A 12744-nucleotide genomic window follows, 5' to 3' on the forward strand; every position below is an offset into this window, starting at 1 on the left:
AGCGCCCGTTGCGTGGAGACGCGCACGGCGGGTGCGGGAGGCGGCTCGGGGAAACCCACCGACAGAAACGTCGGCAGGGCGCCCCGGGCCGACCTCACCTCCTGCCGATCGACCGTGTTGCGGCCGACCGCCCGTACTGCTCGGGAAAGAAGAAGCACCACGGGATGAACGTGCAGGTCCTCGCCGACCCGGCCGGACGGCTGCTCTGGGTCTCGGACGCCCTGCCCGGCGCCGTCCACGATCTGACCGCGGCCCGCACCCACGGCATCCCCGCCGCCCTCGCCGCCGACGGCATCAAGTGCTGGGCGGACAAGGCCTGCCAGGGCGCCGGACCCGCCGTCCGCGTCCCGATCCGGGGCAAGCACCTGCGCGGCTGGCGCCGCCGCCACAACCGCGATCACGCAAAGATCCGAAGCCTCGGCGAACGCGCCATCGCCACCCTCAAGTGCTGGCGGGTACTTCGCAGACTGCGCTGCAGCACCACGAGGATCACCACCGTCGTCCGCGCCATCGTCACTCTCGAACTCACCAGCTGATCAAGATGGAAACGGCTCATCGTCCACGGTCATCCGACGCGACCGCGTAACAGCCTGATTGGAGAGAGCACCCAATTCGATGCCCGACTATGAACTTTACGGAACAGACCGCCCGCCCCCGCCAACAGCCAAGGGTTGGCCGAGCGCCGTGCGAAACGCGCGGGACGGCGCCACGCCCGCGCGGCCCCATGCATTTGGCTGGGGTGGGTTGGTCTGTTCCGTAAAGTTCAATGCCGAGTGCACGGCAACGCCGGCCGCACGGTCCAGGGCTCTCACGGCCCGGCGTTCCCGTGGACGCTCAGACATCTTTCGAAGACCGGAGGATATTCAGCAGCTCGTTCGATCTTCCTAACGTGGAGACAGACGAGGGGCGGTCGCCCCGAGACCACCACCCCAACAGGGAGTTCACCATGCGTGCTGTCATCCAGAAGTCCTTCGGCGGCCCCGAGGTCCTCGAGGTCACCGAGAGCGACAAGCCCGCCCCGCTCGGCGGCGAGGTCCTCGTCCGCGTTCACGCGAGCGGCGTCAACCCGGTCGATGTGGCTGTGCGCTCCGGCGCTTACCCGCTCCTCGGCGAGCCGCCGTTCGGTGTCGGCTGGGACATCTCCGGTGTCGTCGAGGAAGCCGGACCCGGTGCCCGCTTCAAGCCCGGAGACGAGGTCTTCGGCATGCCGTTCTTTCCGCGCGCCGCCACTGGCTACGCCGACTACGTAGCAGTGCCCTCGCGCCAGGTGGCCCGCAAACCCGCGACGCTCGACCACGTGCAGGCCGCCGCCGTGCCGCTCGCCGCGCTCACCGCCTGGCAGGGCCTGGTCGACGCGGCTCGAGTCACCGAAGGACAGCGGGTGTTGATCCACCGGTCGGCCGGTGGCGTCGGCCACTTCGCGGTGCAGATGGCCAAGGCGCGCGGCGCCCACGTCACGGCCCTGACAAGCGCCGCCAACCACAATTTCGTACGCGAACTCGGGGCGGACGAAATCATCGATTACCGCACCACCGACTACACCGAAGCGGCCAAGGACATCGACGTCGTCTTCGACTCCAGCTCCGAGGGCGAGCGTGCGCTGAGCGTCCTGAAGCCCGGCGGCACCCTGGTCAGCATCATGGAGCACTGGAACACCGAGCTCGCCGCCCGCGTCGAGAACGAGGGCCGCCGCTTCGCCGGGGTCTCGGTCGAACCGGACTACGCCTCCCTGGAGGCGATCGCGGCCCTGATCGACGCCGGCCGCATCCGCCCGCACGTCTCCGTGACGCTCCCGCTCGAACAAGCCGCGAGGGCTCATGAGCTGGTCGGTTCCGGCCGCACCCGTGGCAAGGTCATCCTGACAGTGGCCTGAGCAGGGCGGGTCAGAGAGCGGAAGAAGAGCGGGAGAGCTACGGAGAGGGGCGGGAGTTGGACATCCTCACCGAGGCGCTGGCCTCGATGCGTACCGGCCGGCCGGCATCCGTCCGGACCACCGGACGGGCGCCCTTTGGGCTGCGGCTGCCCCCGGTGGCCGGCGCGGGGTTCCACGTGGTGCTGTCGGGTACGTGCTGGCTCGTCCCGCTGGAGGACGCGGCGCATCAGCCGCCCCTCCCGCTCGGCCCGGGCGACGTGGTCTTCCTGCGGGACGGGCGCGGTCACATCCTGGCCGACCACCCCGACACCCCGGCCGAGGTCGAGCGGGCCTCCCAGTTCAGCCCGGGTTCACCGCTCGGCACGGTCACCGTCGGCGGCGAGGGCCCCCGCACAAACCTGCTGTGCGGCAACTACCACCTCGACCAGGCCCGCCCGCACCCCCTCGTACGACAGCTGCCGGAGATCATCCATCTGCCTGCGAACTCCGTCCGACATCCCGAACTGGCTGCGGCCGTCCAGCTGTTGCGAACGGAACTGGAACAGCCGCGGCCGGGCTCCGTCGGCATCGTGCCCGCGCTGATCGACTCGCTGCTCCTGTACATCCTGCGTGCCTGGCTGGAGGAACGTCCGGCCGTGCAGGCCAAGGGCTGGGCCGCCGCGCTCGGTGACGCGGCGGTCGCGCCGGCCCTGGCGGCGATCCACGAGGAGCCGGGCGCCCAGTGGACCGTGGAGTCGCTGGCCGCCCGCGCGGGCCTGTCCCGTGCGGCCTTCGCCCGCCGGTTCAACGGCCTGGTCGGTGAGCCTCCCATGGCGTATCTGACCCGCTGGCGCATGACGACCGCCGCGCGGCTCCTGCGGGAGTCCGAGGTCCCGCTGTCCGCGGTCGCCGCGCGCACCGGTTACGGCTCCGAGTACGCCTTCGCCAAGGCCTTCAAGCGCGAGTACGGGCAGGCCCCGGGCGGTTACCGCCGTGAGGTGCGCGCGGCCTGACCGGAGGGTCACCACCAACGTGAAGTTCCCCCAAGGCCGGGTAGTTGGGGCTTGCCGGGAAACAAGCCGTCGCTTCCGGCTCTGTGGATCGTTGTTGCGGTATGGGGAGACCGGAGGGGATCGAGGCAGCACTGGCCGCGAAGTTCGGGACGCTGTTCCCGCATCTCGACGAGCGGCAGCGGCGGTTGGCCATAGGAGCAGAAGCACGGTCGCTGGGCCATGGAGGCATCAGGCTCGTTGCCCGTGCGGCGGGGGTGCGGGAGGGCACCGTGTCGCGCGGGGTGACGGAACTGGAGTCCAGCGAGGCGCCGTTGGGGCGGGTGCGTCGGTCTGGTGGGGGCCGCAAGCGTGCGGTGGACCTGGAACCGGGCCTTCGGCCCGCGTTGCTGGCCTTGGTGGAACCAGATGTACGCGGGGGACCCGATGTCGCCGCTGCGCTGGACGACGAAGTCGCCCCGGCACCTGGCTGCCGAGCTGACCCGGCAGGGGCACCGGGTCTCGGCGGACACCGTGGCTGCCGTGCTGCGCGAGGAGGGCTTCAGTCTCCAGGGCAGTGCCAAGACTATCGAAGGTGCCCAACACCCAGACAGGGATGCGCAGTTCCACTATATCAACGACCAGGCCAAGGACTTCCAGGCCGCTGGAGACCCGGTGATCAGCGTGGACACCAAAAAGAAGGAGTTGGTCGGCAACTACAAGAACGCCGGCCACGAGTGGTGTCGCGAAGGTGATCCGGTCCGGGTTCGCACCCACGACTTTCCCGATGCCGATCTGGGCAAGGCGATCCCATACGGGATCTACGACCTGACCGCGGACACGGGCTGGGTCAACGTCGGCACCGACCACGACACCGCAGCCTTCGCCGTCGCCTCCGTTCGCCGCTGGTGGCACGCGGTCGGGCGCGACACCTGGCCGCGCTCGCACCGTCTGCTGATCACCGCGGACGCGGGCGGTTCCAACGGCTACCGCACCCGGGCCTGGAAGTTCGAGCTGGCCGCGCTGGCTGTCGAGACCGGCCTGGAGATCACCGTGTGTCACTTTCCTCCGGACACATCCAAGTGGAACCGAATCGAGCACCGACTGTTCTCCCACATCACGATGAACTGGCGGGGCAGGCCGCTGACCAGCCATGAAGTCATCCTGAACAGGATCGCAGCGACCACCACCCGCACGGGGCTGACAGTCCGCGCCGAACTTGACACCGCCATCTACGAGACCGGCGTCCGCATCAGTGACGGGCAGCTGAACGCCCTGCCACTGAGCCGCCATGACTGGCACGGCGACTGGAACTACACCCTCCACCCCCAGGAACACCGCCGGGACGGCGTCCTTCCGATCCCGCCCCAGAACGAAGCCGGCCCCGGCCGCGACTGGCTGACCCATCCCGCCCTCACCGGCATCCCGCACGAGCAGTGGGACTCGCTGGTCACCGAGTTGGCAGCGGCCCGCGCGGCTCAGCGGGAAGCAGACCTCCATCAGCGACGCGGCGGCGACCGGCAGAAGACCCCTGCCGCCGGCCTCTACACCGGTCGACGCCCCGGCCTCACCCTCGTCGACCGGCTCCTGGCCACCATCCTCTACCAGAGGTTCAAGCTTCCCCAGGTCGTCATCGCCCCGCTCTTCACCGTGACACCCGTGACCCTTGACCGGGCCATCAGCCAAACCCGCCGACTCCTCCACGACATCGGACACGCCATCGAACCCGCCGAGACACACCTGGCCACACTCGGCGACCTCACCGACCTCGCCACACACCTCGGCGTCCCCGCGCCAGAGATCAAGACAGCGAGTTATTGATCGGCAAGCCCCAACTACCTGGCCTTGGGACAAGGCCCGTCTCCGCACGGGCCCGGACCGGCACGATCCGCCGTCACCTCATCCACGTCCCGGCTCGCATCGCCCGCCCAGGGCGACGCGTGGTACTGCATCTTCCCCAACATTGGCGCTGAGCCGACGACTTTACCGATCTGTGGACAGCTACCGGCCGGCGCATGCAGACCTGACCCGCCGGACCCGCTGCCCGCCCGCGACCTGGAAGACCTCGGAGAACCCGCCACCGGAACGGCCATCCGGCAACCCGCCCTGCCCAAAGCTGGAAATCCACCCCGAAACCAATCACACCGCGTGATCAGAATTCACGCGGTGGAGCCAGGCTGAGACGATCACGCGCTTCGCCCTCTGGCATCAGGTCACCGGCTTCGCCGGTCTGCCTGCCGCGGCCTGAGCACGAAAGCCGGAACCCGGCCCCACCACACCCGATACGCCGTCAGGCACTCACACACCCAACAACGTGACAGCGCCCCCGTGACAGCAGAGGACTTCCTGGCCGCCCGGTCATGACATCCTGTAACGCCACAAGACATTACGGAATGCCGGACGACAGGCGGTAAGACGGGCGCCCGGCGGTGACGGGGAAGAACGATGAAACTCTGCTTTCTGGTGGAGGAACAGTATCGCCACGACGGTATGCCCGTCGAAGTGATCCGCCAACTCGCCTCCTGGGGACACCAAGTGGACGTGTTGCGCCCCGGTGGCTCCCTGTTGCGCCTGACAGAGGCCGTACAGACGAGCATCCATGACGCATGGGTGCTCAAGACGGTCTCCGGCGGCCCGGGCCTCACCCTTCTCGAAGCGGCAGCCTCGGCCGGCCTGACGACGATCAATAACGTCCGGGCGATACGAGGCGTAAGGGACAAGGCGTTGGCCGCCGCCATCGGCCTCAGCCGCGGGCTGCCCCTGCCTGCGACCTACGCGGCCGCGCTGCCCGAACTGCTCGGGGAGATACCCGAGTCGGAGTATCCGATCGTGGTCAAGCCCGCTGACGGCAGCTCGGGCCGAGCCGTGCACCTGGTGTCCTCCCCGCGCCGGCTCGCCGAGATGCTCCCCGACCTGGCGGGGGAGGGCATGCTCATTGCCCAACCGTACGTGCCCAACTCTGGCGTTGACATCAAGGTGTACAGCATCGGTGACGAGCTGTACGCCACCGAGCGCCGTTCCCCGCTCCACCCGGACCACGCTGTACGGGAGCGCCGCGTTCCGCTGTCGGCCGAGATCGCCGCGATTGCTGGTCAGGTCGGCGTGGTCTACGGCCTCGATCTGTACGGTGTGGACGTGGTCCTGGGACCGGATGGCCCTGTGGTCGTCGACGTGAACGACTTTCCCAGCTTCCGCCAGGTCCCCGACGCGCCGGTACGCCTGGCAAGAGCTGTCCTCGCCCTGGCGGCCGGCGCGGGCAGGGCGACCGCGGCTGCGCAGCCGCCGCTCGGCGCCGTTCCGGGCCCCCTGACGGCAGGCAAGACGGCATGAGAATCGGTCTGATCACGTCTGAGCCCAGCCACCCGCTACTGAGCCTCACTACGGCCCTGCTCGCGCCCGACCACCACGTGGATGTGCTGGATCCGCGTACGCCGCTGCCCGTTTCCGAACCGCTCGCTGACGTCTATCTGCTGAAGGCACGTACGCCACATGCCCTCGCACTCGCCCGGGTTCTGGAGCAACGTCGCGCCTGCGTGATCAACTCGGCCACTGCGACCGCGCTGTGCCAGGACCGTACGTCCATGGCCGCACTGGCCCTGAGTGCTGACCTCCCTTTCGCGGCCACGCGCACCTTCACCACCCTCGCCCGGCTGGCGTCCGGGCCGGCGCTGTCCGGACCCGCGGTGATCAAGAGCCGCCACAGCCGGCGGCACGATGTGGTGGCCCGCGTCGACAGCCCGTCGCACCTGCGGGACTTGGCCGCCGTCCATCCGGGCGAGCCGGTCGTGGTCCAGGATTTCGCCCCCAACGACGGCTGGGACTACAAGCTTTGGGCGATCGGCGACCGGCTCTTCGCCGGCCTGCGCCGCTCCGAACTCTCCTCCGAGGGACGCGGCCCCACACGAGCGCTTCGCCTCGACGACCTGCCGCCCGGATGGTCGGCCCTGGTGCACCGCGTCGGAGAGGTGTTCTCCCTCGACGTCTACGGCGTGGACATCATCGACCGCGGCCACGGCGCCCCACTGATCGTGGACATCAACGCCTTCCCCGGCATCCGGGGCCAGTCGGGCGCTCCCGAGGCTCTGGCAGCGCTGGCCCTGTCCCGGGCCAACTGAGCCGATACGGACCGGCTTGCATGCCGTGGTGCGGGAGATGCAGGTAGGAGCGGTCGGGAGCGCCTCGTACGGCGGGTCCCGGAGTCCGGGACCGCCGCCGAGCCCTGACCGCCGCGGCGTACACCGGCAGGTTGTCGCGGTCGCGGAGAACGAAGCGGAGCGACTCGACGCGTGCGCCGGGGTCGGCGGTCGGATGGCGAGCCTGCTGGCTCGCCCACTGCGCGGTGGGGTGGGCGGTGATGCCAGTGGTTCGTCCCGCCCTCGCCGTGCCATGAGACGCCGCCAGGCGGCCGGGGCCCTACGGGGCGTGGGGGTACGCCAAAGCCGGTGAGCAGCAACTGTTCGCAAGCTCACCGGCGCGTTCCGCCTCGGTCAGGGCTCTGCGGCGTGCTCCTCCCTTGGGGACGGACAGTATCCTCCGGGGCCCTGGCCCCGGAGGATACTGTCCGTCACAGGCGATCAAGTCGGCCTCAGGGCACGAATTACTCGGTGACCTCGAAGGCCACCGTCTCCACGAACTGACGTCCGTAGACGTCGGTCGCCGTAACCGTAGCCGTGTGGGTCCCTACCGCGAGGTCGGACGGCAGGTCATAACGCCACAGATGCATGGTGTTGTCGGCCAGCAGCCGCATACCGTAGGACAGCTGCGTCAGGACCACCGCCGGGCCTGAGCTTGACTCTGTCGGGGATCTTGGAGTTTCGCGGTGCGGCAGCGTGATCAACGGGCATGCTCGGGTAGTTCCGGTTACCGATGCAGCTGTCGAGGTGCCCGTTGTCCCTCCGTCCCCGTTCTGGTGAGCAAGTCCCACCTCTGACCGTGCAGATCGCGCGGGCGAGCAACCCGGACGGCACGACGGCAATATGGGTGCGGGACCGCCTCGACGGGCTGTGGCGCGACGAGGACTTCACTGACTGGTACCCGCGTGACGGGCGTCCGGGCCTCTCGCCCGCTCAACTGGCCACCGTCTGCGTGCTGCAGTTCCTGCTCGGCCTGTCGGACCGGCAGGCCGCCGAGGCGGTGCGCTGCCGCATCGACTTCAAGTACGCCATGGCCATGGAGCTGGACGACTCCGGCTTCCACCACAGCGTGCTGGCCGACTTTCGCGACCGCCTCACCGAAGGCGACCGAGCTGACCACCTCCTCGACCTCGTACTTGCCCGGCTCAAGGAGTCCGGCCTGGTGCGCGAGCGCACCACACAGCGCACCGACTCCACCCACGTCCTGGCCGCGGTGCGCGACCTGACCCGCCTGGAACTGATCACCGAGGCGGTACGCGCCGCACTGGAAGAAGTCGCCGGCACCTCTCCTCACCTGCTGGACGAACTGGTCGACGAGGACTGGGCACGCCGTTACGGCCGGCCGGTCCGCCTGGGCAAGAACCCCACCAAGCCCCAGACCAAGATCCTCGCCACCGGAAACGACGCCGTCCGGCTCCTGGAACACCTCTACCAGCACGGTTCAGACCGCACATCCGGCCCCCGTGTCCAGGCCCTGCGCCAGATCATGGTGCAGAACTACCACCGCGACACCGCAGGCCGCCTGCGCTGGCGCACCGCCGAGACGGAAGGCGGGCCCGGACTGCCGCCCTCATCCCAGGCGATCGTCTCTCCCTACGACACCTCGGCCCGCTACGCACGCCACGGACACATCATCAGATGGAAGGGGTTCTCCGCTCACCTGACCGAGACCTGCGCCCCCGACGGCCCCAACGTGATCACGGACGTGGCCACCACTGCGGCCACCACGCACGACAGCAAAGTCTTGCCCGGCATCCACACCCGCCTGCACCGCCGCGGCCTGCTGCCTGCCGAGCACTTGGTCGACAGCGGCTACACCTCCCTGGTCCACCTGGACCAGGCCACCCGACAACATCAGGTCACCGTCACCGGACCGCTGCCCGGCAACCCCACCCGCCAGCACCGCCGAGGCGAGGGCTTCGGCCGGGACGACTTCCACATCGACTACGACCGCCGGCAAGTCACCTGTCCCCAGGGCCAGGTCAGCCAGGGCTGGCATGGCCCCTACCCGACCTCCTCACCCACCGCGGCCCCGCTGATCGTGGCGAAGTTCGCCAAGAGCCAGTGCCACCCCTGCCCCGTCCGCGCCCGGTGCACCAGCTCGCGCGACGGCTCACGGAACGTCGGCTTTCCGCCGCGCAAGCTCCGCGACCTCCAAGTCCGCGTCCGGGACGAGCAGCAGACGCCTGAATGGAAGACCCGCTACGCGGTCCGCTCCGGAGTAGAGGGCACGGTCAACGAGTTCGCCCACGGCCACGGCATGCGCCGCTGCCGCTACCGCGGCCAAGAGAAAGCCCACGTCCAGCACGTCCTGATTGCCATCGCCGTCAACATCGAGCGCCTCAGCAGACTGCCACCGACCACGCAAGCGCCCCCGTCCCGCCAGCCGACCGCCTTCCAGAACTACCTCGACCAACACAAAATCCCCCGGCCGAAGTCCTGGCGAAAACTCGGCAGTTAACCCCGGAAGTTGCTGAGTAGGCCCGGAGCGCGGTGCCGGGATTGCTCCCGGTCCGTCTCTCCGGACCTCTCGCCGAACCCGCCGTGCGCCTCTCAACGCAACGGGCTCTCCACGGTCCCTGCCGTCAGGCGTGGTTGATGCTGGTCCAGGGGTTGGGGATCCTCGACGCCCGGTAGCGGTAGCGGGTGACCGTCACCGCTTCGATGTCGAACAATTCGATCCCGTCCGCGTGTGGGCGGCGCCAGCCCCCGCGGGGGTCGGCGAGCCACCGGCGGACGTCCTTCCACCGCCAGCGACGCAGGGCTCTCAGCCACCGGACCACCCGCCACCAGACGAAGTACTCCAGTTTACTGAAGGTGTCTTTGGCCACTGCGTGCTTGAAGTAGTTGGCCCAGCCGCGCATGATCTGGTTGAGACGGATCAGCACGCCCCTGGGTGGGAGTTGCGACGTCCTGTGTGTCAGGGAACGGATCTTCGCCTTCAGCGACCGGAGGGGCCGGTCGGCGATGAAGGTGTAGACGTACCACTTGTTCGTGCCTCGCTTGCGGCGCCACTGGATGCGGAACCCCAGGAAGTCGAACCCGTCGGCCATGTCCACGATCCGGGTCTTGGCCGGTGACAACCGAAGTCCCAGAGGCTCCAGCACATGAGCGACGTCTTCGTGCAGCACTTCGACGTCATCGCGAGTGCCGTTCACGAGAACGACGAAGTCGTCCGCGTAACGGACCAGCCGCCACCTGGGCAGCCCTCGGTAACGACGCATCGTCCGCCGGGAGTTGGTACTCATCTCTCCGCCGTCCTTCCACGGCCCGTGCAGGTGCTCGTCGAGCGCCGACAGGACAATATTGAAGATCAGCGGTGAGAGGATCCCGCCCTGCGGAGTGCCGGTGTGGGTGTCCTGATACCGGCCGTCCTCGGTGAGGACACCGGCCTTCAAGAACGCCTTGACCAGCTCCAGCACGCGCTTGTCCTTGACCCGGGCCCGCACCGCGTCCATGGCGGCGAGGTGCGAGACGTTGTCGAAGGCCGCCTCGATATCCGCATCCAGCACCCATCGATAGCCTCGGGTGCCGAAGTAGTGGATCTCGGCGATCGCGTCCTGGGCCCGCCGGGCGGGCCGGAACCCGTAGGAGACCGGCTCGAAGTCGGCCTCGAAGACGGGCTCCAGCACCAGCTTCAGTGCCGCCTGGACCAGGCGGTCCTCCACCCGGGGAATCCCGAGCTTGCGGACCTTCCCCGAGCCACCGGGCTTGGGGATCATGCGTTCACGCACCGGCATCGGGCGCCAGGCCCGTGCCTTGAGCCGCTCACGCACGTCGGCCAGGAACACCGGGACGCCGATCTCGGACTCGATCCAGACAACCGTGCGCCCGTCCGCGCCGGGAGTCCGCGCCCCCTGATTGCCCGCGACCCGGTCCCACGCGACACGCAGCGTGGCCGGGTCGTGCACGAAGTTGAACAGGTCGTCGAACCTGCGGCCCGGATCGGCCGCCGCCCAACGGTGAAGCTTGGCCTGCATCTCCGATACCCGCCGGCGGGGCCCCGGTTCGGGGTCCGCCGACGGAGCACCGCCGTTCGGCAGTGCGTCTTCCGGCATTGCAGCATCCTTCCCTTCTCGATACCGCTGCCGCCCTTCCCCATGTGACCGGCTCTCCCGGCCTCGGAGTACTACGGCGGCTCCGCCCCGTCCCGGACCGGTCAGTCGTCGGTGGACTCAGCCCCGCCCCCACCGCCGGGCGCGGCGTGCGGGGCAAGGACCGGAACGGTTCCCGTGTTCACTGCGGTTCGCTCGATGAAGGAGGAGCCCGACTGTGTCCCTGTGGCATCGCCGCGAGTACGCCGCAGACCTTCCCCACGGCCTCCCGGACAGCTCTTGAATACCGCCCCAGGAGTTCTCCGGACCACCCGAACGGATGACCCGGATACGCGCCACTCCCGGCCCCCATCCGCCAGGTTCGAGCCGGTGTCGCTTTGAGAGACGTAAAACGCCGGTTCCTCGCGTACTCCTCTCCATCACGCTCGCCGGACCCGCACCATCTGGCAGTACTGGTACGTCCCGGCTTTGTCAGGGCCGCTTCCCGCCCTCCCCGGCACCACCCGGATCAGGCTGCCCTCAGCTTCAACATCCCTGCTGCGACAGGGCGTTGGTGCAGGTCTTCCACCTCCACTCGAACCGACAGCGCCTCACGGCGCAACCAAGATCCCCGACAGAGTCAAGCTGAGAGGGCGTTTGAATTAGGCGGATTGCCCTTGATACCCTAGTGAGTCACTCGCCAAGTTGTGTGTTCTCGTCCGTTATGCGCCTGGCGAGATTGTCGATCGAGGCGATGTGGATCATGGCTTCGGAGCTGGCGGCGAGGGTTTCTTAGAGGTCCTTGCAGAAAGATCTTGTTGTGGCACGGTGGAGATGTACGTGATCCCGTGCTTCGTGGGGGTGACCATGGCACGGCGCAGGCCGTGGGAGGTCAGCGACGAGTTGTGGGCGGTGATCGAGCCGCTGCTGCCCAAGCACGAGCGGCGGTTCCGGCACCCGGGGCGCAAGCGGATCGATGACCGCAAGACGCTGCAGGGTGTGCTGTTCGTCCTCTACACCGGCATCCAGTGGGAGTACCTGCCGCAGGAGTTGGGGTTCGGCTCCGGGCCTACCTGCTGGCGGCGGCTGGCCGAATGGCAGCAGGCCGGGGTGTGGGAGGACCTGCAGCGGGTGCTGTTGGCCCGGTTGCGGGAAGCGGGCCGCCTGGGCTTCTCCCGTGCCACCATCGACGCTCCCCCTGGCTTCGCCGGGGGCACCCCCACCCACGTCCCGGCCAAGCGGGGGCGCAGCAGCCCAAAAGTCGGTCCGAGCCCGGTTGACCGCGGGCGGCCGGGCTCGAAGCACCACGTGCTGACCGAGGCGCACGGCACCCCGCTGCGGGTGTCGCACACCGGTGGACACCGCAATGACGTCACCCAGCTGCTGCCGCTGGTCGACGCCCTGGTGCCGGTGCGGGGCAAGCGGGGCCGGCCCCGGCGCAGGCCCGGCGCGCTGTACGCCGACCGCGGCTACGACCACGAGCTGTACCGCCGCCGTCTGCGTGAGCGCGGCATCGTCCCGAAGATCGCCCGGCGCGGACAGCCGCACGGCTCGGGTCTGGGCCGCATCCGGTGGGTCGCCGAGTCCGCCATCGCCTGGCTCCACGGCCCCCGCCGGCTACGGACCCGCTGGGAGACCCGGGACGACATGCACGACGCCTTCCTCCGGCTTGCTCACTGCATGACCCTCGCCCGCAAGATCCCAGCATTCTGAAAGGACCCCTTAGGGCGTGCAGA

The 12744-nt window shown here is 68.9% G+C and carries 8 protein-coding genes and 3 pseudogenes; 8 read left to right on the forward strand and 3 right to left on the reverse strand.

The genetic code is table 11. The annotated features are described in order from the left end of the window. Positions 1-98: 98 nt before the first annotated feature. From AC6F7H_RS30760 to AC6F7H_RS30785, 6 genes and pseudogenes are all read left to right on the forward strand, one after another. Positions 99-536, forward strand: a pseudogene (locus tag AC6F7H_RS30760) (transposase family protein); the annotation flags it as partial. Between the two features lie 410 nt (positions 537-946). After that, complete coding sequence (locus AC6F7H_RS30765; RefSeq protein WP_500760876.1) at positions 947-1873, forward strand: NADP-dependent oxidoreductase; 927 nt, start codon at positions 947-949, stop codon at positions 1871-1873. 56 nt (positions 1874-1929) lie between these two features. Continuing rightward, positions 1930-2865: an AraC family transcriptional regulator gene (locus AC6F7H_RS30770; RefSeq protein ID WP_500760879.1), complete on the forward strand. Its 936-nt coding sequence runs from the start codon at positions 1930-1932 to the stop codon at positions 2863-2865. Between the two features lie 101 nt (positions 2866-2966). Continuing rightward, positions 2967-4662 (forward strand): annotated as a pseudogene (locus AC6F7H_RS30775) (ISAzo13 family transposase). A gap of 624 nt (positions 4663-5286) precedes the next feature. Then, positions 5287-6171, forward strand: coding sequence for an ATP-grasp domain-containing protein (locus AC6F7H_RS30780; RefSeq protein WP_500760882.1), 885 nt, complete (start codon positions 5287-5289; stop codon positions 6169-6171). Further along, positions 6168-6956, forward strand: coding sequence for an ATP-grasp domain-containing protein (locus AC6F7H_RS30785; RefSeq protein ID WP_500760884.1), 789 nt, complete (start codon positions 6168-6170; stop codon positions 6954-6956). Before AC6F7H_RS30780 ends, AC6F7H_RS30785 begins: the two co-directional genes overlap by 4 nt. Positions 6957-7438: 482 nt before the next feature. On the opposite strand, the gene AC6F7H_RS30790 is transcribed toward AC6F7H_RS30785, so the two are convergent. Next, positions 7439-7615, reverse strand: coding sequence for a calcineurin-like phosphoesterase C-terminal domain-containing protein (locus AC6F7H_RS30790; protein ID WP_500760886.1), 177 nt, complete (start codon positions 7613-7615; stop codon positions 7439-7441). Between the two features lie 158 nt (positions 7616-7773). Between AC6F7H_RS30790 and AC6F7H_RS30795 the strand changes: the two genes are divergently transcribed. Continuing rightward, positions 7774-9435, forward strand: a complete 1662-nt coding sequence (locus AC6F7H_RS30795) for an IS1182 family transposase (protein WP_500760888.1) — start codon at positions 7774-7776, stop codon at positions 9433-9435. 124 nt (positions 9436-9559) lie between these two features. On the opposite strand, the gene ltrA is transcribed toward AC6F7H_RS30795, so the two are convergent. Continuing rightward, positions 9560-11032 carry a group II intron reverse transcriptase/maturase gene (gene ltrA / locus AC6F7H_RS30800; protein ID WP_500754681.1) on the reverse strand — a complete coding sequence of 491 codons (1473 nt, stop codon included), beginning with the start codon at positions 11030-11032 and terminating at the stop codon, positions 9560-9562. A gap of 661 nt (positions 11033-11693) precedes the next feature. Next, positions 11694-11800: pseudogene (locus AC6F7H_RS30805) on the reverse strand (IS5/IS1182 family transposase); the annotation flags it as partial. A 75-nt stretch (positions 11801-11875) separates the two neighbouring features. Between AC6F7H_RS30805 and AC6F7H_RS30810 the strand changes: the two are divergent. Beyond that, positions 11876-12721: an IS5 family transposase gene (locus tag AC6F7H_RS30810; protein WP_500762150.1), complete on the forward strand. Its 846-nt coding sequence runs from the start codon at positions 11876-11878 to the stop codon at positions 12719-12721. Positions 12722-12744 lie beyond the last annotated feature (23 nt).

The organism is Streptomyces sp. MMS24-W38 (assembly GCF_059889265.1).